Origin of the sequence: Brevundimonas sp., from assembly GCF_035626975.1 — a bacterium.
GTDB lineage: Bacteria > Pseudomonadota > Alphaproteobacteria > Caulobacterales > Caulobacteraceae > Brevundimonas.
Window position 1 is genome coordinate 19,237 of record NZ_DASPMQ010000033.1, and the last position, 21,222, is coordinate 40,458.

Sequence of the window (21,222 nt, forward strand, 5' to 3'; positions counted from 1 at the left end):
GATGAAACGCCCGCCCCGGCATTCCGGAGCGGGCGCGTTCATTAATCCAGCAGCGACAGGATCACCCCCGTCGCGATCGCGGCCAGCACGATGTCGCCGGTATCGGTCCGGTAGTAGCCGTAGCCGCGCGGCGGAGGGGCCCAGCCGTAGCGGCGGTAATCGCGGACGTACCAGTCGCGGCGATAGTCGTAGGGGATCACCGCGCCGCGATACCAGCGGCGGTGATGGCCCCAGGCGTTGCCGTAGGGCGGCCCGTGGTAGCGGCGGCTGTCGCGCCACTGGTCGCGCTGGCCGCGTCGCCAGTCACGATAGCGTTCGCGTTCGGTATAGCGGCGGCCGTCCCAGCGGTTCTGGTCGGCCCGGCGCTCCCAGCGCTCGTAGCGGCCATCGCGATCGCGGTCGCCGCCGCGCCAGGACTGGGCCGAGGCGACGGTGGGCGCGGCCATGGCCAGTGTCAGGGCGCCGATCAGCAGGGGTTTGATCATCTGAACGTCTCCTTCATCTGGAGCCGCGGTCGCCTTCCCTCGGAGCCCGCGACATGAGACCCGACAAGGCTGGAATTTTGTTCGCGCCGTCCTGAACCGACGCTGAACGGTCCGTTAAGGGACGTCTTCGGACCGGCGGTCGAACAACTCCCCGCTTTCGTCCGCGCCCTCCACCACCTCCCGCGCCAGCGCCCGCGTCACCGGCCGGTGCGCGGCGTCCAGACGGTCGACCACCGCCACCGCGGCGGCCGCCGATCGGTCTATGCGGCGCAGCAGCCAGGGGATGACGTCCTTCGCCGGCCGGATGCCGCGCTCGGCGAAGCGCGCCTCGAGCATGGCCGCCAGCACCGCGTCATCCGGCGCCTCCACCGCGACGGTCCGGATCGCGTCCAGCCGGGAGCGCAGGTCGGGAAGGGCGGCCGACCACGTCGACGGCGGCTCGGGTGAAACCAGGAGCAAGGCCCCTCCGGGGGCCTGCGCCAGGTTGATCAGATGGAACAGGGTCTCGTCGTCCACATCCACCGCGTCGTCGAGCAGCACCGGGCGGCCTTCCAGCTCCAGCGGATCGATCAGCGCGGCCTCGGCCCCGTGCAGCGCCACTGCGCCGACGCGCTCGGCCCAGATTTGCCCCAGGCGGCTCTTGCCGCTGCCGGCCGGCCCGCAAACCGCCATCACGCCGCCGATCACGTTGGGCCAGTCCGCCAGCGCCTGATGGGCGGCCCGGTTGCAGTCCGAGACCACGAACCCCTCGGCCCCCTCGGGCAGGTCGCGCTGAAGCGCCAGGCGCATCTGGTCGGGAGGCGAGGGGCGGGCTGTCATTGCGTTCACCATAGCAGACCCGCGCTTGAGTTCCGCCCCCGCCGGTGGACAAGCCGCCGCGCCTGTGGACGCCGCGGACCCTGCCATCCCGACACTCCCGTACCCTGTCATCCCGGTCAAAGGCTGTCATTCCGACCCTGCGGCGGGCGCCCGAAGAAGCGCTGCAGCCCCGGGATCGAGCGCCATGGCCGTGCGCCGGGAGGTCCGGGGCTTCGCCCGCCCGCCTGGCAATCCTCAGTCCGGCCAAGGACTTGCCAGTTTCCACCGCGCACGCGGGCCGGATGCGACCGAAGTTGACGGGGGCGGCGGCTACAGTTTCCAGGTAACGGCGACCGGTCTTTGACATCATGAAATGAACGGGTTTGCATTTTTCGGGCGTCAACCCTGCCATCCCGTGCGTCCGGGCCGGTGAACCTTGACTTTCGGAGACGATAATGCGCCCTTCCGGCCTCCCGATTTGAGGCCTCCCCCGGCCCGTATTCCAAGACGAACCGACCATGCACGCCTACCGCTCCCACACCTGCGGCGCCCTCCGTTTGGCCGACGCCGGATCGACCGTCCGCCTGTCCGGCTGGGTGCACCGCAAGCGCGACCACGGCGGCCTTCTGTTCGTCGACCTGCGCGACCACTACGGCCTGACCCAGCTGGTCCTGCACCCCGGGACGCCGGGCTTCGAGGCCGTGGAGCGCATCCGCGCCGAGAGCGTCATCCGCATCGACGGCGAAGTCATCGCCCGCGAGGCCTCGGTGGTGAACCCGAACCTGCCGACCGGCGAGATCGAGATCCGCGTCACCGGCGTCGAGGTGCTGTCGGAAGCCGCCGAACTGCCGCTGCCGGTCTTCGGCGAGCCGGAGTATCCCGAGGACATCCGCCTCAAGCACCGCTACCTCGACCTGCGCCGCGAGACCCTGCACAGGAACATCGTCCTGCGCTCGAAGGTCATCTCCTCGATCCGCCAGCGCATGGTCGGCCAGGGCTTCCTCGAGTACCAGACCCCGATCCTGACGGCGTCCTCGCCGGAAGGGGCCCGGGACTTCCTGGTCCCGTCGCGCCTGCACCCGGGCAAGTTCTACGCCCTGCCGCAGGCCCCGCAGCAGTTCAAGCAGCTGCTGATGGTCTCGGGCTTCGACCGCTACTTCCAGATCGCTCCGTGCTTCCGCGACGAGGACCTGCGCGCCGACCGTTCGCTGGAGTTCTACCAGCTCGACGTCGAGATGAGCTTCGTCACGCAAGAGGATGTTTTCGCTGCGATCGAGCCCGTCATGCATGGCGTGTTCGAGGAGTTCGCCGACGGCAAGACGGTCGACCCCTATCCGTTCGTCCGCATCCCCTATCGCGACAGCATCGCCAAATACGGCACCGACAAGCCGGACCTGCGCAACCCGATCGAGATGCAGGACGTCTCGGTGCATTTCCGCGACGGCGGCTTCGGCCTGTTCAGCAAGATCCTCGCGGCCGACACGAAGAACGCCGTATGGGGCATCCCGGCGCCCAAGGGCGGTTCGCGCGCCTTCTGCGACCGCATGAACTCCTGGGCCCAGGGCGAGGGCCAGCCGGGCCTCGGCTACATCTTCTGGTCCGAGGACCAGGGGGCCTGGGGCGGCCCGATCGCCAAGAACCTCGGGGCCGAGGCGACCGACGGCCTGATGAAGGCGCTGGGCATGGGGCAGGGCGACGCCGCCTTCTTCGCCGCTGGCGATCCCGGCGTGTTCCACAAGTTCGCCGCCAACGCCCGCATCAAGCTGGGCCAGGACCTGAACCTGATCTCCGACGACGAATTCCGTTTCTGCTGGATCGTCGACTTCCCGATGTTCGAGTGGTCGGAAGAGGAGAAGAGGGTCGACTTCTCCCACAACCCCTTCTCCATGCCGCAGGGCGAGCTGGAGGCGCTTGAGACCAAAAACCCGCTCGATATCCTCGCCTATCAGTACGACATCGTCTGCAACGGCTATGAGCTGTGCTCGGGCGCGATCCGGAACCACAAGGCCGAGATCATGCTCAAGGCCTTCGAGATCGCCGGCTACGACGCCTCGGTGGTCGAGGACCAGTTCGGCGGCATGCTCAACGCCTTCCGCTACGGCGCGCCTCCGCACGGCGGCCTCGCCCCGGGCATCGACCGCATCGTCATGCTGCTGGCCAACCAGACCGCCATCCGCGAGGTCATCGCCTTCCCGCTGAATCAGCAGGGCCAGGACCTGCTGATGAGCGCGCCGTCGGACGCGGCCGAACGTCAGTACAAGGAACTGCACATCCGGCCGGCCCTGCCGCTCAAGGGCTGATGCGAAAAGGGCCCCGCCGGAGCGGGGCCCTGATCAGCGGCCGCTGCTGGCGACCACCAGGTTGCGACTGCGGGGCGGCACAGGTGGGGCCGGGGGCCGGGGCGGCGCCGGCGGCGCGGCCCGGACGCCGCTGATGCCCCGGCAGGCCCGGGCGGTCAGATCGCCCGGCAGGCGGGTGTTGGCGTCGCCGCAGGCCCGTCCGACCTGTTCCTGGGTCAGGTTGCGCGCGCGGGAAAGGTCTGCGCCGCGAATGTCGGTGCGGTTCATCCCGGCGTCCTCGAAGTCCGCGCCGACGAAGTTTCCGCCGGTCAGCCGCGCCCCGTTCAGCGTCGTTTCCGAGAAGTCGGCTCCACGGAAGTCGCCGTTGGAGAGGTTGGACATGCTGATGTCCGAGTTCGAAAAGTCCGTGCCCCGGGCGCTGACGTTGGCCAGGGTCACGGCGACCATCTCCGCGCCGCTCATGTCCGCGCCGCCGAGGACCGCGCCGTTCAGGTTGACGCTGACCAGTTCCGCGCCCGACAGGTCGGCGTTGCTGAACCGGGCGCGCACCAGGGTGGCCCCGGAGGCGTCGACGCCGGACAGGCTGGCGTTGCTGAAGTTCGCGCCGGTAAAGTTCGCGCCCACCAGGGTGGCGCCGTCCAGATCGGCCCGGCTGAAGTCGCTGCCGGAGAAGTTGGAGCCCATCAGTTCGGCCCCCCGCAGGTCGGATCCGACCAGGGTGGCGTTGATGAAGGTCGCGCCGTGGAAGGCGGCGCCGGTCAGGTCGCGGCCGGACAGTTCGCAGCGGTTGCAGGAGCCTCCCAGCGAAACCATCCGCGCTATGTCACGATCCTGCACGCCGTACTGCAGGCGGACCTCCGCGGCGGCCGGGCTCGCGGCCATGGCGGCCATGGCGGCGCCGGCGGCCAGGGTGGCGGTTGTGAGGCGGCGGATCAGGGGCGAAGCGATCTGGGTCACGTTGTGGTTTTGCCCTCAAAGCCCGGCAAACCCTACTTAAATCGCCGTAAGGTGCATGGCGGGGACCTGTCCGATCAGCAGCGCGGGATGCTCAGGCCGGGCGGCAGCAGGGTCGCCTCGTCACCACAGGCCTGATTGAGGCGGCCCTGGCTCAGCCCCGTGGCCCGCTCGAGGGACGCTCCGGCGAAATTCGTTCCGCTCAGCGTCGCCCCGCTGAAATTCGCGCCATCCAGATAGGCTCCGACGAAGCTGGCGTTGGTCAGGTTGGCGCCGGCGAAGCTGGAGCTGGAGAAGACGCCGCCATAGGCTTCCACATCGCGCAGGTCCGCATTCGAGAACCGCGTCCGGTTCATCACGCTGAGGCTCAGGTCCGCCTGCCGCAGCCGCGCCCCGCTCAGGTTCAGTCCCCGCGCTTCAAGACCGGAGAGGTCACCCTGAAACAGGTTGCAGCCGGCGCAGCTGGCGCCGCCGCGCACACGGGCGATCTGGCCCGCGTTCTGGGCGGAAGCGGGCAGGGCCGCCGTGGCGGCGGCCACGACGAGAATGGCGGTGAGGATCGGCTTCATGGCGGGCTCCGTGTCTCGCACCCGGCGATGCAAATCCCACGCCACATTGGGAGGCAATGGTTGATTATCCCTGCATGGAGGGCGCGGCGCCGCAGGTGTCGCAAATCCAGCCCGCGCCGCGCAGCTGGAGCGTGAAGTCGCCGCAGGCGGGGCAGGCCGTTGCCTCGGTGGTGGAGGTCGCCGCCGCCGGGGGCTCGCGCCTCTGCCCGAATGGCAGGACGACCAGATTGTCCGGAGCCGCGCCCCGGGCGAATCCCTTGGAGATGAATCGCGCCGCCGGCACGGTTTCGGGCGCGCTGTCGTCGCCGGCTCCCCCGCCCAGCCCGTCGGCGTTCAGCCCCTCCGGATCGGCGTTGGCGAGTTCATGCCGGTCCAGATACGACACGCCCAGCTCGCGGAAGATGTAGTCGAGGATCGAGGTCGCCGAACGGATCGAATCGTTGCCGGTGACCCGTCCCGCCGGCTCGAACCGGGTGAAGACGAAGGCGTCGACGAACTCGTCCAGCGGCACGCCGTATTGCAGTCCGATCGAGATCGCGATGGCGAAATTGTTCATCAACGAGCGGAAGGCGGCGCCTTCCTTGTGCATGTCGATGAAAATCTCGCCCAGTTCGCCGTCGTCGTACTCGCCGGTGTGGATGTAGACCTTGTGACCGCCGACCGCGGCCTTCTGGATGTAGCCCTTGCGGCGATCCGGCAGCTTGCGGCGGGTGCGGTCGCGCTCGATGACCTTTTCCACGACGCGTTCCACGGCCCGGTTTTCGGGCTCCCGGCGGCGCTCGCGCGGACCGTCGGCTTCGGGCAGGTCCAGCAACCGGCCCGCTGGCGCGGGTCCGCGCATCAGCCGCACGGCCCGTGATCCGGCGCGCGCCGCGCCACCGAGCAGCCGGACGGCCTCCGCGGGCGTGGCGCGCCAATCAAGGGGCAACGGCGTGATGTCCGGGGCGACACTGCGGTGTTCGAGAATTCCGCGGAGCCGCGCTTCAAGAACAGCGGGATCCGCCAGCACCGGCCGCAGCTTTTCCGGAGCCTCCGGCCAGGCCGACAGGTCGGGATGTCCGAAGGCCCAGGTCTGGGCTTCGGCCACGGCCTCCGGGGTGAAGCCGAGGCGAATCAGCAGGTCGCCCTCGTCGCTGTTTTCGACGCCGAGTACATCCCGCAGGAAACCCGCATCCAGGACGGGCACGCGGAAGGCGTCCTCCAGGCGCTGCACCTGGGCGAGCGCGATTTCGACCGCCTCCAGTTCCAGGTCGGTCAGGCCGCGCGTGCGAAGAGCCGCATGATCGATGCCCGGCGCCCCGGCCAGGGTCCGCCGTCCCAGCAGGTGGCGTTCGGCGGATTCGACGTCGCCGCCGGCTCTCGCGATCGCCGCGGCCAGCGAAGGCCTCAGGCGCCGCCTCACGTCACCGTCGCGGGTCTCGAACACATCGGCCGCCGCCAGGGGCGTCAGGCCCAGGCGCAGGTTCGCTTCGGGGTCGTCAACGAAGAGACCGGAGGGAGCTCCATGGGCCGTCACGAGGCCGGCCAGATCGGCGGCAAGCGCCGCCGCCTCGTCAAGGTCGCCGCCCAGCGCCACATCGGCCAGACCGCCGAGGCCGAAGGCGGGTGCGGCGTCGGCGTATGCCTGCGACCACAGTTCGACGAGGGCGGAGAGCGCCGCCCCGAACTGCTCGTCCGCGAGGGCGTGCAGCGTGGGCAGGGACAGCAAAACGGCCGGTCCGGCCGAGGTCTCGGCGAGGGCGTCGGCGACCTCGGCGTCGAAGGTCAGGATCAGGTCCCCGTCCATCGCCGCCTCGGCGGCGATCAGGGCGACCGGCGCACCCGAAGCGATCAGATCGCGGCTGGCGACACCGACCATCGGCGTGAAGGCCGGTATGGCGAGCGGTCCGACCTCGAACGGCTCGCCGGAAATGGCGCGGAGGATGTCGGCGTCCGTCGCGCCGGCCCGGCGCGCGGCGAGGGCGGCACGAGCCAGGGCCGGGTTTCGGGCCGGGTCTGCGCAATCGCCGGACGGTCCCTCACAGCGGCGGACGGCGTCGCCGACCGCATGGAGCGAGGTCGCGGCCGCTTCGACGGCGGTCGCCGCCAGCCTGGCGGCGCGCCGGCGGGCCATTTCGGCCCCGAGCCGCCTCCCGGCGTCGGGCTCGGAGAGATCCAGGCGCCGGGGCAGGGCGGCTACCGCGGCGGCCGGCGTGGCAAGGCCGAGCAACAGGGTCGCCGCGAGTTCGTTGGCCGCCGGGCCGGTCAGCCCCAGCCGTTCGGCGAACCCTGTGGCTGCGTCGGCCAGCGGGTCATCGCCATCGAGATCAAAAGCCTGCGCGTCGGCCCAGTCCAGCCACGCTTCGACCTGGGCGTCGGGCCAGTTCTCGGGCGCGCGCACCATCGTGAGGCGGTCCGGACGCTCGATCTCCCGCCGGGGACGGCGGGCGAGGGCGGCAAGCAGGGCGAAGCGGAACGGCGGGCGCATGCGACGATCTCGGCGGAGCTGGGCCGATGCTAACCGGCATTGCGACTTTCGCAATAAATCTGGCGTCCGCAGGCCGGGTTACCCCCAAGATGTTGAGTCGGAGCGACGCCGCGCCGCGCTGGACGGACCGCGCCGAGGTTTCTATGATCGCGTCGATGTCGCCAGCCTTCCGCGCGACCCGAAAGAGTGGATTCCCGACGTGCTAGGCAAGATCTTCGGCTGGACCAGCGGCGCGACCATCGGCACGCTGTTCACGATCGCCAAGCGTGGCGAGCTCGTCGGCACGGACGAATTCGGCAACCGCTATTACCGGTCGCGCGACACCACCAGCTATGACGGTCGCCGTCGCCGCTGGGTGGTCTACAACGGCTATGCCGATGCGTCGAAAGTCCCGCCGGACTGGCACGGCTGGCTGCACTACACGTTTGACGAACTCCCAACCGAGCATCCCTTGCCGCGCCGGTCGTGGGAGAAGGACCACCTTCCCAACCTGACCGGTACGCCCATGGCCTGGCGGCCGCAGGGATCACTCGCCGCCGAGGGCCGGCGTCCGGCCGCCACCGGCGACTATGAGGCATGGCGTCCCGAATGAACCGCAGGTGGGCGATCCTGGCTGGCGCGACCGCGCTGGCGCTGCTGACGTCCGGCGCCGTCGTTGCGTCGGCGCTGAACGACGTGCCTCAGGATGCCCAGCCGGCGCCGCAGAATCCCACCGCCGACCTGAACCGCCAGCCGACTCCACCGGTGCCTCAGGAGCCGGCCCCGGAGGCCGCGCCCGCACCCGCCGCTCCCGTTGCGATCACGCCGCCGGCTCCGGTGATTGTGGTTGCGGGAGAAGCGCCTGAGGACGAGGGCGAGGCGGAGGACGCCGACGACGCGGAAGAGGAGCGCGTCGAGGTTCCGACCCAACCGGCGGCCGTGCCCGGACGCCGCCAGCGCCGTCGCGTCGCTGTCGTGGAGGCCGTCGACAAGGTCACGGCCGAGAGGATGCGGTTCGAGGTCGAGGTCGGCGGTCGCCCGGTGCGCTTCCAGAAGACGCTGATCTTCACAGCGCGGGCTTGCGAAGTTTCCGCGCCGGACGAGCTGGTCGAGGATTCGATCGCCTATCTGGAAATCAGTCTCCAGCCTCGCGGCGTCCTGCAGGCGTCGGAACCGCGGCAGATATTCCGCGGCTGGATGTTCGCCTCGGCGCCGGCCGTCAACGGTCTGCAGCACCCGATCTACGACGCCTGGGTGGTGGACTGCAAGGCGTAGAGGACGGCCTCCGTACCGCTCATCGGCTCCAGCAGAGCCCGGAGGTCGGGGCGAACGGCGCGCGCGGCTTTCAACAGTCCGAGGTAGGCCGCCTGCGGCATTTCCATGGCCCCGAACTGGCTCAGATGCGGGGTCATGAATTGGGCGTCCAGCAGCCGCCATCCGCCGCGCTTCAGCCGCGCCACAAGGTGCACCAGCGCCACCTTGGACGCGTCGCGCTCGCGGCTGAACATGCTTTCGCCGAAGAAGGCTCCGCCCAAGGTTACGCCGTACAGGCCTCCGACGAGGCGCTCGTCCAACCAGCATTCCACCGAATGGGCGTGGCCGCGGGCGTGCAGTTCGGCGTAGAGGCGGCGGATCGGTCCATTGATCCAGCTGTCTTCGCGGCCCGGAGCAGGTGCGGCGCAGGCATCGAGCACGGCGGCGAAGGCGGTATCGACCCGGACTTCTATCGCCCCGGTCCGCACGGTGCGCTTGAGTCGGCTCGGGATACGGAACCCGTCGAGCGGGATCACCCCGCGCTGCTCGGGCTCCACGAGGAAGACGCGGGGATCGTCGCGGGCCTCGCCCATTGGAAAGACGCCGGTGGCGTAGCAGTTCAGAAGTTCGTCGGGGCCGAAACCGCCGAACGGGCCGCTGGCGCTGAAACCGGGCTCATCCACCGGATCTAGGCGTCGCCCTTCTGGCGTTTCGCCCACTGCTCCAGCCAGTGGATGTCGTAGTCGCCGGACAGGATGTCGGGCTCCTGCAGCAGCTTCTGGAACAGGGGGATGGTGGTGTCGATGCCGCCCACGACCATCTCGCCCAGCGAGCGCTTCAGGCGCGCGATGCATTCCTCGCGGTCGCGGCCGTGCACGATCAGCTTGCCGATCAGGCTGTCATAGTAGGGCGGGATCGAATAGCCCGTGTAGATGGCGCTATCCAGCCGCACGCCCAGCCCGCCCGGAGCGTGGAAATCGGTGATGGTGCCGGGCGACGGCGTGAAGGTCTCCGCGTTCTCGGCGTTGATGCGGCACTCGATGGCGTGGCCCTCGAAATGCACATCCTCCTGCGTGAACGACAGCGGCAGGCCGGCGGCGATGCGGATCTGCTCACGCACCAGATCGACGCCCGTGATCATTTCCGTAACCGGATGCTCGACTTGCAGCCGGGTATTCATCTCGATGAAGAAGAACTCGCCGTCTTCCCAGAGGAATTCGATCGTGCCGACGCCGAGGTAGCCGATCTTGCCGATGGCCTCGTTGACGGTGCGGCCGATCTGGGCGCGCTCGACCGCCGAGAGGGCCGGCGAGGGGGCCTCTTCCATGACCTTCTGGTGGCGGCGCTGCAGCGAACAGTCACGCTCGCCGAGGTGAACGACGTTGCCGTGGCTGTCGGCGATGACCTGAAGTTCGATGTGACGCGGTTTCTGGAGGTAGCGTTCCATGTAGACGGCGCCGTTGCCGAAGGCGGCGGCGGCCTCCGACTGGGCCGTTTGCACCGCCTCGACCAGATCGTCGGCTGTCAGGGCCACCTTCATGCCGCGCCCGCCGCCGCCGGCGGCCGCCTTGACGATCAGGGGGAAGCCAATGGTCCTGGACGCTTCTATGGCCGCTTCGACCGTCTCGACCTCGCCGTCCGAACCGGGCACGCAAGGGATGCCGGCCTCAAGCACCGTCTGCTTGGCGGTGATCTTGTCGCCCATGATGCGGATGTGCTCGGGCTTGGGCCCGATGAAGGTCATGCCGTGGGCCTCGACAATCTCGGCGAAGCGGGCGTTCTCGGACAGGAAGCCGTAGCCGGGATGGATCGCCTGGGCGCCGGTGATCTCGGCCGCCGCGATGATCGAGGGGATGTTCAGATAGGATTTGGCCGCCGGGGCCGGCCCTATGCAGACGCTTTCGTCGGCCAGCCGGACCCACATGGCGCCGCGATCCGCTTCCGAATGCACGGCGACGGTGGAGATGCCCATCTCCTTGCAGGCGCGGTGAATCCGCAGGGCGATTTCGCCGCGGTTGGCGATCAGGACCTTGGTGAACATGGGCTTACGCCTCGAGCAGGACGAGGGGCTCGCCGAACTCGACCGGCTGGGCGTCGCCGACCAGGACTTCCTTCACGACGCCATCGCGCGGGGCCTGGATCGGGTTCATGGTCTTCATGGCCTCGACAATCAGCAGGGTCTGGCCCTTCTTGACCGTGTCGCCCGGCGCGATGAACGGCGGCGCTTCGGGCGAGGCCTGCAGATAAGCCGTGCCGACCATCGGTGATTTCACCTCTTCGCCCGAGCGGGCGACAATGGTGGCGGGGTCGGAGGGCATTGAGGCCTGGGCCGCGGCGGCGGGAGCGGCCGCTGCAGCGGCGGGGCCGGTGGCGGGCGCGGGCGCGTACTGCACCGGCGCGGCCATGGTCACTTCGCGGGCGACGCGGATCTTCAGATCGCCGCGCTCGACCTCGATCTCGGTCAGGTCGGTGTCGTTCAGGATATCGGCGAGCGAGCGCACCAGGGCGGTGTCGATCTCGTCGTTCTTGAGCTTGGGCGCGGACGTCTTGGGATCGGCCATGGGAGCCTCTTGTTACCTTCTAAACCGAACGGCCGGCAGCGGCGCGCTGTTCCTGCGCCAGCCGGAGAGCGGCCTTGACGGCCAGTTCGTAGCTGAACGGGCCGAAGCCCGAAACCACGCCGGCGGCGACCGGCGAAACATAGGAGCGGTGGCGGAAGCGTTCGCGCGCCGCCGGGTTGGACAGATGACATTCAACGACCGGAATGCCCAGGGTCTTCAAAGCGTCCAGCAGGGCCACAGAGGTGTGGCCGTAGCCCGCGGGGTTGATGACGACCGCCGAGGCCTTCCCGCGAGCCTCGTGGATCCAGTCGATCAGTTCGCCCTCGTGGTTGGTCTGGCGGAAAACCACGGCGGCGCCGTCGGCGGCCCGCTCGCACAGCACCCGTATGTCGTCGAGTGTCTCGCGCCCATAGATGTCGGGCTCGCGCACCCCAAGCAGGTTGAGGTTCGGGCCGTTCAGGACGTAGAGGACGGGGGTGTCGGGCATTCGCTCGAGGTTATGACATCCGGCCGCGCGGATTCGGAGCGGCCTTTTAGCTGAGGCGTCGCGGTAATCAAACCGTCCGCCGCAAGAGATTGACGTAGCGTCATGCGTATTCAGGTCAATGGCGAACCCCGGGAGGTTGTCGCCGCCACCGTTCTGGCCCTGGTCGAGGAACTGGGGCTGGATGTGCGCAAGGTGGCGGTCGAGCGCAATCTGGAGATTGTACCAAGGTCCCTGCACGGCGCCACGGCGATCGCGGACGGGGACCGGATCGAGGTGGTCCAGTTCGTCGGTGGCGGCTGACGCGTCGTCAGCGCGGATCCTCCAGATCGCGGAGGTCGCGGCCACGGGTTTCACGGCCGAGCACCGCGATGAGGCCGAGAGCGGCGACCGTCAGGGCGCCGACGGCGGCTGCCGCGGCTCCCAGCGGAGGCGCGATCGCCAGCACGCTCAAACCCTGCGCCGCGAGGCCGCCCAGCTTGCTGCAGCCGGCGATCCAGCCGGTGGCGCGGCCGCGAATGCGCAACGGATAGTTCTCGGCCGTGTAAGGCAGAATGATCGCGATCACGCCGCTGGAACCGACGATCAGCAGGGCCAGCGGAATCATCGGGTTGGCGAGAACCTCCACGCCCATGCTGCGGAACAGCAGGCCGAACAGGCCCGTCGCCGTGACGCCCAGCATCAGGGCCAGCGCGCCGCGCGTGCTCCAGGCGCTGTAGAGCCAGACGGACAGCAGGATGGTCGGGGCGGCGATCAGGGTCGATTTGGCGATCAGGGCCGAGGCGGCCTCGACGCTGCGGCCCTCGGCGACCAGGGCGCTGGGCAACCACAGCAGGACGCCGAAATTGACCAGGCCCCAAGACAGGGCGGCGAGGGTCAGGGCGAGTGTGATGGCCAGATGGCGGCGGTCGACCGGGGGGAGGTGCGAGTGGCTTTCGGCCACGGGCGGGGTCATGACGGTCTGCACACGGGCTCCGAAGCGGGCCATCATGGCGCGGGCCTCTTCGCCGCGTCCCACGTGCTGGAGGAACCGCGCCGATTCCGGCAGCAGGGGGCTGAGGGCGATCAGCAGCAGGCCCGTCGGCATGTTCAGGAACCACATGATCCGCCAGCTCCAGAAGGGCTGCAGCCAGGCGGACAGGGCGCTGGCGGCGAAATAGCCGCCGACGGCGCCGATGCCGCCGACCAGGACCAGCGCCCAGCCGCGGTGCCGGGTCGGCATGATCTCGGCCAGCAGGGCGTAGGCCACGGGCAGCATGCCGCCAGCCGCCGCCCCCATCAGGAAGCACATGCCGACATTCCACCAGAACTCGGGCATGGCGCCGCAGATCGATGTGCCGACGAACATCACCGACGACAGCAGGATCGAGGCGCGGCGGCCGTAGATGTCGGCGAGCCAGCCCCAGACGAACGAGCCGACCACGGTGCCGCTCAGGGCCGCGAACGGGAACAGGGCGACGACGGCGCCGGACACCCCGTATTCAGCGCGCATGCCCGGCAGCACGAAGCCGAGGCTGGCCGGCTTCATGATGTCCACGATCAGGGCGACGGAGAGCAGCGCGCACATGGCCCAGTGGGCGCTGGTCAGCGGCGCGTCCTCGGGCGGGGCCAGCACCTCGAGCGGCGTGTCGTCCCCGTTGTGCGCCGGCAGCAGGCCGAAGGCGGCGAGGACGAGGCCGACGAGGATCAGGGCCATGCCCCACATCATCCCGGCGTCCATCGGCATGCCGACGAGGCGGAAACCCATGTCACGGCCCATCCAGTACATGGGCAGATGCAGGGCCACGCCGGCGGTCACGACGAGGCAACCGAGCCAGAAGGCCCACGCGTGGCGGCGATCGCCGAAGATCTTCGAGATGGTCAAGATGGTCCCCCGTCCGGACGGGCCGGATAGCGGTACCTATCGCGCGCCCGCGCAGTCGTCGAGGGGACGAGCCGGCGTGATGGAATATCCTTTGCGCCCGTGCGGCGAGTACGCTCTAGATGACATCGAAGGGGGGCGCCGATGGACCGCGAGATCAAGACCGCCCTGGCCGTGGCCGCCGGCATAGCCGGACTGGTGATCGCCTTCATCTTCCTGGTCCGCTATGCCGTGCCGGCGATCCTGGAAGCCCATTTCGCGGGCAGTCTGATCACGGCGTCGATCGTCGGCATCGCGGGCATCCTGTTCCTGGTCTGGTGCGGGTGGCGGCTGTGGGCGTGGGCCGTGAAGTCATTGAAACGTTGAGGGGCCGGTAGCGAATGTCGAATTTCGGGTCGGGAATGCCGAACATGAGGCTGCCCATCGGCGACAGCGGCGGGGGATCGGTGCGGCGCACGGTCGGCCTGGTCGTTCTGGTCATCGCGCTGATCCTCATCTCGACGATCTCCGTGAGCTCCTGCAGCGTCACGGTCGAGAGCGGCTACATGGGCATCAAGACCACCAAATTCGGGCCCAACCCCGGCGTCCAGCGTCAGGAGCTCGGCCCCGGCTTCCACTGGGAAGGCATCGGCGAGAAGATCCGCACCTACCAGACGCTGCAGCGCACCTACAGCTACACCCGCGAGGCCAACAGCGACGGGCGCGAGAACGAGGAGATCACCTTCTCGGACGTGCTGGGCCTGCCGATGACGGCGGACGTCGCCCTGACCTTCCGGATCCGCGAGGACAAGGCGGCGGACCTGTACGCGACCTGGCGGCAGGAGTTCGACGCCTTCATCGACGGGCCGCTGCGGACCTCGGTGCGGGCGGCCATCGCGCGGGAGACCGAGAAGCTGCCGGTGGCGTGCAACGCCCAGCAGTCGGCGACGCCCAACGTCCAGCCGATCGCGCCCGGCGCCGTGGCGCAGTCGGGCACGCCCGACGCCGCCGACTGCCCCGGCCAGCTGATCGGCCCGGGGCGACAGATCGTCCTGCAGCGGGCGATGCAGGCGCTGCAGCGCGAATGGACGCCGCAGGGGCTGGAGATCATCCGCATGGAGTGGGTCGGCTCGATCCGCTATCCGGAGACGGTGCTGGCGGCGATCCAGTCGCGCACCACGGCCGAGCAGAACACCCGGGCCGCTCTGGAGCGGGTCAATCTGGAGCGGGCCAACGCCGAGGCGCGCATCGCCCAGGCGCGGGGCCAGGCCGAGGCCAACCGGCTGCTGGCCGAATCCATCCGCTCGAACCCCGAGGTGGTGCGGCTGCGCGAGATCGAGCGGACGCTGGGCATCTGCCCGCTGAGCTCCAGCACCTGCGTGGTGGGATCGGACATCAACGTCTCGGCCCTGGTCGAGGCCCGGGACCGGCGGACCGCGGGCGGCGGATAAAGTCGGCGAGGGGGTTCGACTCGGGCGGGCGACGGGCTAAACCCCGCCCATGACCACGCCTCAGGACACCTGGACCGTCGCCGGACGGACGTTCAGCAGCCGGCTGATCGTCGGCACTGGCAAATACGCCGACTACGCCCAGAACGCGGCGGCAGCCGAGGCCGCGGGGGCGGAGATCGTCACCGTGGCCCTGCGCCGGGTGAACCTCAGCGATCCGTCGCAGCCCATGCTGGTCGACCACGTCAAGCCGGACCGCTTCACCTTCCTGCCCAACACCGCCGGCTGTTTCACGGGCGAGGACGCGGTCAGGACGCTGCGGCTGGCCCGTGAGGCGGGCGGCTGGAGCCTGGTCAAGCTGGAGGTGCTGTCGGACACGGCGCACCTGTATCCGGACATGGTCGAGACGCTTCGGGCCCTGGACCTGCTGGTCGCCGACGGCTTCGACGTCATGGTCTACTGTACCGACGACGTGGTCATGGCGAAGCGGCTGGAGGAGGCGGGGGCCGCCGCCATCATGCCGGCCGCCGCGCCGATCGGGTCCGGACTGGGCATCCAGAACCGGGTCAACATCCGGCTGATCGTCGAACAGGCGAAGGTGCCGGTGCTGGTCGACGCGGGGGTGGGCACCGCCTCGGACGCGACCATCGCCATGGAGCTGGGCTGCGACGCGGTGCTGATGAACACCGCCATCGCCGGGGCCAGGGATCCGATCCTGATGGCCTCGGCGATGAAGCACGCGGTGATCGCCGGGCGGGAGGCCTATCTGGCCGGGCGGATGCCGCGGCGGATGTACGCCAGCGCCAGTTCGCCGATGGCGGGGCTGATCTAGGGGCCTGCCGCCGGCGGCATTTCACCCGGGCAACGAGCGAAAAAACACGGTCTGAATCGTCTGAACCGTCTGAATCGTCTGAAGCGAGCCCGGCGCGCTTCGGGCGGTGCGGTGAGGATGCGATTGTCAAAGACCAGCGGGACAACAGCGCATTGTGAACCGGTCGGCCGCTGCGGCGGGAAGATCGGGTCGAGAAAAGGCGATGTATCTGGAAATTCGGGAGGTTTTCCGCCGAACCCGACTATAATTCCGGGGATTGCCAGCACAGCGTCACGGGCCGCCGGTCGTGGGATGGCCGGACGGCGAAGGGGATCGTAAGGTGACCGGCCGTTCGCTTCACGGAATGACGATGCCGGATATCAGTCGACGCCTTCTCATCGCCTCGGGGGTCGCGCTGGGCCTGGGCGGAACCGCCGCGGCGCAGGCGCGGGGGAGCCGCGCGCTGGCGGTGTACAAGTCGCCGACCTGCGCCTGTTGCGAGGGCTGGATCGCCCATATGCGGGAGGCCGGCTTCACGGCGGCGGTGCATATCACCTCCGACCTGCGGGCCCTTCGCCAGAGCCGGGGGCTGCCCGACGCGCTGGCGTCGTGCCACACCGGCGTGATCGACGGCTATCTGGTCGAGGGCCATGTGCCGGCGGCCGACGTGATCCGCCTGCTGGCGGAGCGGCCCGACGCGCTGGGACTGACGGCGCCGGGGATGCCGCCGGGGTCGCCGGGGATGGAGACGCCGGACGGGCGGAAACAGCCGTTCGATACGCTGCTGGTGCTCCGCTCCGGGCAGACGCGGGTGTTCGCGCGGCATGGGCGGGGCTGAGTAGCGCCCCTCCTTTCGTCATCCTCCGGCAAGCCGCAAGGCGGCGCAGACCGGGGGACCCAGCGGCGCGCGTGAGCGCGAACCTGCCGAGAGCGCCGCTGTTCGCGACAGCCTGCCGGAACAGATCGCCTTCGGCGCCGCTGGGTCCCCCGGTCTCGCTGCGCTCGCCGGAGGATGACGAAAGCAGAGGGAGCCCCGTCCCGGGTTGGCGGAATCCGCGACCGGGGTTAGAGCAGGCGCTCCCCGAACCGAGACCGACCATGCACGACATCCGCGCCATTCGAGACAATCCCGCCGCCTTTGTGGCCGGGTGGTCGTCGCGCGGGGTCGAGGAGGCCGACGGGCTGGTGGCGGACCTGCTGCGGCTGGATCGGGAGCTGCGCACCGCCCAGACGACGGGGCAGGAGGCGCTGGCGAAACGCAATGCGGCGTCGAAGCTGATCGGCGCGGCCATGGCGAAGAAGGACATGGCCGAGGCCGACCGACTGAAGGCCGAGGTCGAGGCCCTGAAGACCGACATCGCGGCGGCCGAAAAGGTCGAGGCGGAGGTCGGGAAAGAGCTGCGCGACCTGCTGGCGGCGCAGAAGAACCTGGCGGCGGACGATGTGCCGGACGGCGAGGACGAGGCGGGGAACGTGCTGGTCGGGACGCCGTGGGGCGAGCCGCGCAAGACAGGCCCGGCCAAGGATCACGCCGATCTGGGCGAGGCGATGGGGCTGCTGGACTTCGAGGCGGCGGCGCGGATGTCGGGGGCGCGGTTCGCGGTGCTGAAGGGCGGGCTGGCGCGGCTGGAACGCGCGGTTGGGCAGTTCATGCTCGACGTGCAGACGGCCGAGCACGGCTATCTGGAGGTCAATCCGCCGTATCTGGTGCGCGACGAGGCGATGTTCGGGACGGGGCAGCTGCCGAAGTTTGGCGACGATTTGTTTTTCGCTACCTCCACTCATATTCCAAATGAGATCGGCGCAGCTGCCAACTCAGGCGTCTATTATGAGCGAGGCGAGGGCGTAGACGTCTTCGTTGATGAGAAGGGCAACTTCCAGTTTGAGCACGTCCCCGCGTCAGAAGCGCGTTTGGTAGCTCGGCGGCATTTCCTCATCCCCACCGCCGAAGTCTCCCTGACCAATCTCGTGCGCGAGCAGATCCTGCCGGAGGAGCAGCTCGCCGAGCCGATGCGGCTGACGGCGCTGACGCCGTGTTTCCGGGCCGAGGCGGGGTCGGCGGGGCGGGATACGCGGGGGCTGATCCGGCAGCACCAGTTCCACAAGGTCGAACTGGTCTCGATCGCGCGGCCGGAGGACTCCGAGGCCGAGCATGAGCGGATGGTGCGCTGCGCCGAGGTGGTGCTGGAGAAGCTGGGGCTCCCCTATCGCCGGATGCTGCTGTGCAAGGGCGACATGGGCTTTTCGGCGAAGAAGACCTTCGATCTGGAGGTGTGGCTGCCGTCGCAGGGGACCTATCGCGAGATCAGCTCGTGCTCGAACTGCGGCGACTTCCAGGCCCGGCGCATGGACGCGCGCTTCAAGCGGGCGGGCGAGAAGAAGACCGAGTTCGTGCATACCCTGAACGGCTCGGGGCTGGCGGTCGGCCGCACCCTGGTCGCGATCATGGAGAACTATCAGGACGAGGCGGGGCGTATCGCCGTGCCGGACGTTCTGAAGCGGTACATGCCGGAGGGCGTGACCCATGTGGGTGGAACTCAATGATCCGCTCATCCCGGCGAAAGCCGGGACCCAGTGCTGTCGCTGCGTACTGGTGGGTGGGATAAGCCTTGGGCCTGATCTGGATGGACCGGATCGCCCAGAGAACTGGGTCCCGGCTTTCGCCGGGATGAGCGGAAGAGAGGGAGTTTCGAAATGAAGATCGTAGTTGCCCTTGCAGCCGTTGCCCTGACCGCCTGCGCCTCGATCCCTGAACCGGCCGCCTTCGATCCGGCGGCGACGAGCTTCACCGGCTATGTTCGCTTCACCGAGGGCGAGTTCCAGCTGTACGAGCGTGAGGCCCAGGTGCAGGCGCCGTTCGCGCGGCCGTGCGTGTCCGGAGCCCTGCCGCGCGACGCCCAGCGGTCGGCTGCGGAAATGTCGGGTCAGAAGGTGACCTTCACCGGACGGGCCGTGGCCTGGCCTGCCGGCGGGGTCGGGCTGGAGCACGAAGGCTCGACCATCCGCAACACCTGCGGCGTGGATCATGTCATCCTTGCCCAGACCGTTTCCGTGATCCGCTAGGAGCCGAATGCGCATTCTCCTGACCAACGACGACGGGATCGAGGCCGAGGGGCTGGAATGCCTGGAGCGGATCGCCCGGACCCTGTCGGACGATATCTGGGTGTGCGCGCCGCAGGTCGAGCAGTCGGGCAAGGGGCGGGGCATCACCCTGACCGAGCCGCTGCGGGTCAACTCCATCGGCGAGAAGCGGTTCGCGGTGACCGGGACGCCGACCGACTGCGTGGTGCTGGCGGTCAACGACCTGATGCCGGCGCGGCCCGATCTTGTGCTGTCGGGGGTCAACCGGGGACATAACGTCGGCGAGGACTGTTCGTATTCGGGGACGGTGGCCGGGGCGCTGCAGGGCATGGCGTTCGGGATCCGCTCGATCGCCCTGAGCCAGTCGCTGGAGCGCTTCCACGACGAGGTGACGGCGCACTGGGAGACCGCGGAGGCCTATGCGCCGGCGATCATCGCGCGGCTTCTGGAGCGGCCGTGGCAGGCGGGCGTGGTGATGAACCTGAACTTCCCGGCCCGGCCGCCGGAAGAGGTGACCGAGGTCGAGGTGACGCGGCAGGGCTTCCGCGACATCGGCGAGATGCACGCGGTGAAACGGACCGACCTGAGGGGCCGCGACTACTACTGGATGAGCTTCCGCGGGGCGAAGCAGGACCATGCGGCGGGGACCGACCTGCGGGCCATGGACGAGGGCAAGATCTCGGTCACGCCGCTGCATATCGACCTGACGCACATGCCGAGCGTGCACGACCTGAAGGGCGTGCTGGGCGGAGCGCCGCCGAAGACGGTGGCGGCGGCATGAAACTGAACGACGATCGCGCCGGGCGGCTGATCCTCGGACTGCGGCAACAGGGGGTGACGGACCCGAAGGTGCTGCAGGCGATGGAGTCGGTCGACCGCGCCGTGTTCGTGCACGAGAAATTCCTCGATCAGGCGTGGGAGGACCAGGCCCTGCCGATCGACTGCGCCCAGACCATTTCCCAGCCCTATATCGTCGGTCTGATGACCCAGGCGCTGGACGTGCAGCCGCGCCACCGGGTGCTCGAGATCGGCACGGGGTCGGGCTACCAGGCGGCGGTGCTGAGCCGGCTGGCGCGTTACGTCTATTCGGTCGAGCGCTACCGCAGCCTGCTGAGCGAGGCCGAGCGGCGGCTGCGCGAACTGCAGATCGACAACGTCATCACCCGGCACGGCGACGGCGGGCTGGGCTGGCCGGAGCAGGCGCCGTTCGACCGGATCATGGTCACGGCGGCGTCGCCGGGCGAGCCGACGGAGCTGCTGCACCAGCTGAAGCCGGGCGGAATCCTGGTGTGCCCGGTGGGGCGCAGCTCGGTGCAGCGGCTGCACCGCTACGTCAGCCTCGAGGACGGCTCGTTCCGGCGGGAGAGCCTGGCCGAGGTGCGGTTCGTGCCGCTGGTCGAGGGGACGGCGAAGGAGGGGTGAGGGGGAGGGGTGTGGCCCTGCGGGTTTGACTCTACGACACCCCACACCCCATTCCCTTTTCGTTAACCTTCACGCCCAACTTTGGCGCGGTTTCCCGGGTCTGGTCGGGCAGGGCGGGTTCGAGTCTGAGGAGCGGGCGAATGATCGGGATCAGGGCGGGGCTGAAGGCGCTGGCGGTGCTGGGAGCGATGAGCCTGACGGCGGCCTGCGCCAGCTATCCGGCCGAGCCGCGCTATTCGATCCACGCCGAGCCCGCGCCGGTGCGCCAGCCGACCTATCCGACGACGCCCGCCGCGCCCGCGCCGAGCGGCGAGGGGGTGCGGGGCGCGACCAACCCCGCCACCGAGGCGCCGCCGCCGGCGACCGCGCCGGTCGGGGAGATCGAGGGCGGGGCGCTGGACATGCCGGTCGGGACCTCGCCCTACGCCTCCGGCCCGTACACCCCGACGCCCGCGGCCGGACCGGCCAGCGAGGGCTTCACCAGCCCGCCGCCGCCGGCGAGCGGGGCGACGGTGACCGCGGGGGCGGCCTACGAAATCCAGCCGGGCGACACCATCTCGGGCATCGGGCGGCGCTTCCAGACGCCGGTGCAGACGCTGATCACCCTGAACAATCTGGGGCCGAGGGCGGACGTGTCGCCGGGCCAGCGCATCCTCCTGCCGGCCAACGCGGTCGATATCGGCGGCGATCCCTACGCCACCGGGCCGTCGCCGAGCGGCGTTTATGTGCCCGACGCCGGGACGCCGCCGCCGCCGCCTCCGCCGCCGCC

General features: G+C 69.4%; 23 protein-coding genes. 13 read left to right on the top strand and 10 right to left on the bottom strand.

The genetic code is table 11. The annotated features are described in order from the left end of the window. Positions 1-41 precede the first annotated feature (41 nt). Positions 42-485, bottom strand: a complete 444-nt coding sequence (locus VEB62_RS08435) for an RcnB family protein (RefSeq protein ID WP_324798011.1) — start codon at positions 483-485, stop codon at positions 42-44. 114 nt (positions 486-599) lie between these two features. Next, positions 600-1,304 (bottom strand): P-loop NTPase family protein, encoded by a 705-nt coding sequence (locus VEB62_RS08440; RefSeq protein ID WP_324798014.1) that lies wholly within the window; start codon positions 1,302-1,304, stop codon positions 600-602. Positions 1,305-1,801: 497 nt separating this feature from the next. Here VEB62_RS08440 and aspS point away from each other — a divergent pair, with 497 nt between their 5' ends. Next, positions 1,802-3,583: an aspartate--tRNA ligase gene (gene aspS, locus VEB62_RS08445; RefSeq protein ID WP_324798017.1), complete on the top strand. Its 1,782-nt coding sequence runs from the start codon at positions 1,802-1,804 to the stop codon at positions 3,581-3,583. Positions 3,584-3,616: 33 nt separating this feature from the next. On the opposite strand, the gene VEB62_RS08450 is transcribed toward aspS, so the two are convergent. From VEB62_RS08450 to VEB62_RS08460, 3 genes are all read right to left on the bottom strand, one after another. Further along, a complete protein-coding gene (locus VEB62_RS08450) occupies positions 3,617-4,540 on the bottom strand; it encodes a pentapeptide repeat-containing protein (RefSeq protein ID WP_324798020.1) in 924 nt (307 codons plus the stop codon). Positions 4,541-4,614: 74 nt separating this feature from the next. Next, positions 4,615-5,106, bottom strand: a complete 492-nt coding sequence (locus VEB62_RS08455; RefSeq protein ID WP_324798023.1) for a pentapeptide repeat-containing protein — start codon at positions 5,104-5,106, stop codon at positions 4,615-4,617. 64 nt (positions 5,107-5,170) lie between these two features. Next, entirely contained in the window at positions 5,171-7,573 is a 2,403-nt protein-coding gene (locus tag VEB62_RS08460) for a TSCPD domain-containing protein (RefSeq protein ID WP_324798026.1), read from the bottom strand. Between the two features lie 199 nt (positions 7,574-7,772). Between VEB62_RS08460 and VEB62_RS08465 the strand changes: the two genes are divergently transcribed. Then, positions 7,773-8,165 carry an NADH:ubiquinone oxidoreductase subunit NDUFA12 gene (locus VEB62_RS08465; protein WP_324798028.1) on the top strand — a complete coding sequence of 131 codons (393 nt, stop codon included), beginning with the start codon at positions 7,773-7,775 and terminating at the stop codon, positions 8,163-8,165. Further along, positions 8,162-8,827 (top strand): DUF2155 domain-containing protein, encoded by a 666-nt coding sequence (locus tag VEB62_RS08470; RefSeq protein ID WP_324798031.1) that lies wholly within the window; start codon positions 8,162-8,164, stop codon positions 8,825-8,827. The genes VEB62_RS08465 and VEB62_RS08470 overlap by 4 nt, the downstream gene beginning before the upstream one ends. Here the strand turns inward: VEB62_RS08470 and aat are convergent. The 4 genes from aat to aroQ are packed head-to-tail and all read right to left on the bottom strand — an operon-like array spanning position 8,794 to position 11,854. Next, the gene (gene aat, locus VEB62_RS08475; protein ID WP_324798034.1) at positions 8,794-9,489 is read right to left on the bottom strand and encodes a leucyl/phenylalanyl-tRNA--protein transferase; all 696 of its coding nucleotides are present in this window, start codon (positions 9,487-9,489) and stop codon (positions 8,794-8,796) included. The two genes, VEB62_RS08470 and aat, sit on opposite strands and share 34 nt — an antisense overlap. A 5-nt stretch (positions 9,490-9,494) precedes the next feature. Beyond that, entirely contained in the window at positions 9,495-10,847 is a 1,353-nt protein-coding gene (gene accC, locus VEB62_RS08480; protein ID WP_324798036.1) for an acetyl-CoA carboxylase biotin carboxylase subunit, read from the bottom strand. 4 nt (positions 10,848-10,851) lie between these two features. After that, positions 10,852-11,367, bottom strand: a complete 516-nt coding sequence (accB, locus tag VEB62_RS08485) for an acetyl-CoA carboxylase biotin carboxyl carrier protein (RefSeq protein ID WP_324798039.1) — start codon at positions 11,365-11,367, stop codon at positions 10,852-10,854. A gap of 19 nt (positions 11,368-11,386) precedes the next feature. Beyond that, positions 11,387-11,854 (bottom strand): type II 3-dehydroquinate dehydratase, encoded by a 468-nt coding sequence (aroQ, locus tag VEB62_RS08490; protein WP_324798041.1) that lies wholly within the window; start codon positions 11,852-11,854, stop codon positions 11,387-11,389. Positions 11,855-11,956: 102 nt separating this feature from the next. Between aroQ and thiS the strand changes: the two genes are divergently transcribed. Beyond that, positions 11,957-12,154 carry a sulfur carrier protein ThiS gene (gene thiS, locus VEB62_RS08495; RefSeq protein ID WP_324798043.1) on the top strand — a complete coding sequence of 66 codons (198 nt, stop codon included), beginning with the start codon at positions 11,957-11,959 and terminating at the stop codon, positions 12,152-12,154. 7 nt (positions 12,155-12,161) lie between these two features. Here thiS and VEB62_RS08500 read toward each other — a convergent pair whose 3' ends face one another. Then, positions 12,162-13,715 (bottom strand): MFS transporter, encoded by a 1,554-nt coding sequence (locus VEB62_RS08500; RefSeq protein WP_324798046.1) that lies wholly within the window; start codon positions 13,713-13,715, stop codon positions 12,162-12,164. Between the two features lie 141 nt (positions 13,716-13,856). Here VEB62_RS08500 and VEB62_RS08505 point away from each other — a divergent pair, with 141 nt between their 5' ends. The 9 genes from VEB62_RS08505 to VEB62_RS08545 form a co-directional block, all read left to right on the top strand. After that, on the top strand, positions 13,857-14,078 hold the full coding sequence (locus VEB62_RS08505) for a hypothetical protein (protein WP_324798047.1): 222 nt from the start codon (positions 13,857-13,859) through the stop codon (positions 14,076-14,078). Positions 14,079-14,122: 44 nt separating this feature from the next. Further along, positions 14,123-15,142 (top strand): SPFH domain-containing protein, encoded by a 1,020-nt coding sequence (locus VEB62_RS08510; RefSeq protein WP_324798050.1) that lies wholly within the window; start codon positions 14,123-14,125, stop codon positions 15,140-15,142. 49 nt (positions 15,143-15,191) lie between these two features. Further along, positions 15,192-15,971 (top strand): thiazole synthase, encoded by a 780-nt coding sequence (locus tag VEB62_RS08515; RefSeq protein WP_324798053.1) that lies wholly within the window; start codon positions 15,192-15,194, stop codon positions 15,969-15,971. 349 nt (positions 15,972-16,320) lie between these two features. Continuing rightward, the gene (locus tag VEB62_RS08520) at positions 16,321-16,788 is read left to right on the top strand and encodes a DUF411 domain-containing protein (protein ID WP_324798055.1); all 468 of its coding nucleotides are present in this window, start codon (positions 16,321-16,323) and stop codon (positions 16,786-16,788) included. A gap of 260 nt (positions 16,789-17,048) precedes the next feature. Next, a complete protein-coding gene (gene serS, locus VEB62_RS08525) occupies positions 17,049-18,494 on the top strand; it encodes a serine--tRNA ligase (RefSeq protein ID WP_324798058.1) in 1,446 nt (481 codons plus the stop codon). Positions 18,495-18,644: 150 nt separating this feature from the next. Further along, positions 18,645-19,013 (top strand): hypothetical protein, encoded by a 369-nt coding sequence (locus tag VEB62_RS08530; RefSeq protein WP_324798061.1) that lies wholly within the window; start codon positions 18,645-18,647, stop codon positions 19,011-19,013. A gap of 7 nt (positions 19,014-19,020) precedes the next feature. Then, on the top strand, positions 19,021-19,812 hold the full coding sequence (gene surE, locus VEB62_RS08535; protein ID WP_324798063.1) for a 5'/3'-nucleotidase SurE: 792 nt from the start codon (positions 19,021-19,023) through the stop codon (positions 19,810-19,812). Next, positions 19,809-20,453, top strand: a complete 645-nt coding sequence (locus VEB62_RS08540) for a protein-L-isoaspartate(D-aspartate) O-methyltransferase (RefSeq protein WP_324798065.1) — start codon at positions 19,809-19,811, stop codon at positions 20,451-20,453. The genes surE and VEB62_RS08540 overlap by 4 nt, the downstream gene beginning before the upstream one ends. Before the next feature lie 140 nt (positions 20,454-20,593). Further along, a partial coding sequence (locus tag VEB62_RS08545; protein WP_324798067.1) for a LysM peptidoglycan-binding domain-containing protein occupies positions 20,594-21,222 on the top strand: 629 nt, incomplete at its 3' end.

Excerpts from the sequence above, each read along its gene's own strand:
- VEB62_RS08435 (WP_324798011.1), bottom strand. The coding sequence starts at position 485 with ATGATCAAACCCCTGCTGATCGGCGCCCTGACACTGGCCATGGCCGCG.
- VEB62_RS08520 (WP_324798055.1), top strand. The coding sequence starts at position 16,321 with ATGCCGGATATCAGTCGACGCCTTCTCATCGCCTCGGGGGTCGCGCTG.
- VEB62_RS08510 (WP_324798050.1), top strand. The coding sequence starts at position 14,123 with ATGAGGCTGCCCATCGGCGACAGCGGCGGGGGATCGGTGCGGCGCACG.
- aroQ (WP_324798041.1), bottom strand. The coding sequence starts at position 11,854 with ATGCCCGACACCCCCGTCCTCTACGTCCTGAACGGCCCGAACCTCAAC.
- accB (WP_324798039.1), bottom strand. The coding sequence starts at position 11,367 with ATGGCCGATCCCAAGACGTCCGCGCCCAAGCTCAAGAACGACGAGATC.
- VEB62_RS08455 (WP_324798023.1), bottom strand. The coding sequence starts at position 5,106 with ATGAAGCCGATCCTCACCGCCATTCTCGTCGTGGCCGCCGCCACGGCG.
- VEB62_RS08470 (WP_324798031.1), top strand. The coding sequence starts at position 8,162 with ATGAACCGCAGGTGGGCGATCCTGGCTGGCGCGACCGCGCTGGCGCTG.
- surE (WP_324798063.1), top strand. The coding sequence starts at position 19,021 with ATGCGCATTCTCCTGACCAACGACGACGGGATCGAGGCCGAGGGGCTG.
- accC (WP_324798036.1), bottom strand. The coding sequence starts at position 10,847 with ATGTTCACCAAGGTCCTGATCGCCAACCGCGGCGAAATCGCCCTGCGG.
- VEB62_RS08440 (WP_324798014.1), bottom strand. The coding sequence starts at position 1,304 with ATGACAGCCCGCCCCTCGCCTCCCGACCAGATGCGCCTGGCGCTTCAG.
- thiS (WP_324798043.1), top strand. The coding sequence starts at position 11,957 with ATGCGTATTCAGGTCAATGGCGAACCCCGGGAGGTTGTCGCCGCCACC.
- serS (WP_324798058.1), top strand. The coding sequence starts at position 17,049 with ATGCACGACATCCGCGCCATTCGAGACAATCCCGCCGCCTTTGTGGCC.
- VEB62_RS08505 (WP_324798047.1), top strand. The coding sequence starts at position 13,857 with ATGGACCGCGAGATCAAGACCGCCCTGGCCGTGGCCGCCGGCATAGCC.
- VEB62_RS08530 (WP_324798061.1), top strand. The coding sequence starts at position 18,645 with ATGAAGATCGTAGTTGCCCTTGCAGCCGTTGCCCTGACCGCCTGCGCC.
- aspS (WP_324798017.1), top strand. The coding sequence starts at position 1,802 with ATGCACGCCTACCGCTCCCACACCTGCGGCGCCCTCCGTTTGGCCGAC.
- VEB62_RS08515 (WP_324798053.1), top strand. The coding sequence starts at position 15,192 with ATGACCACGCCTCAGGACACCTGGACCGTCGCCGGACGGACGTTCAGC.
- VEB62_RS08460 (WP_324798026.1), bottom strand. The coding sequence starts at position 7,573 with ATGCGCCCGCCGTTCCGCTTCGCCCTGCTTGCCGCCCTCGCCCGCCGT.
- VEB62_RS08540 (WP_324798065.1), top strand. The coding sequence starts at position 19,809 with ATGAAACTGAACGACGATCGCGCCGGGCGGCTGATCCTCGGACTGCGG.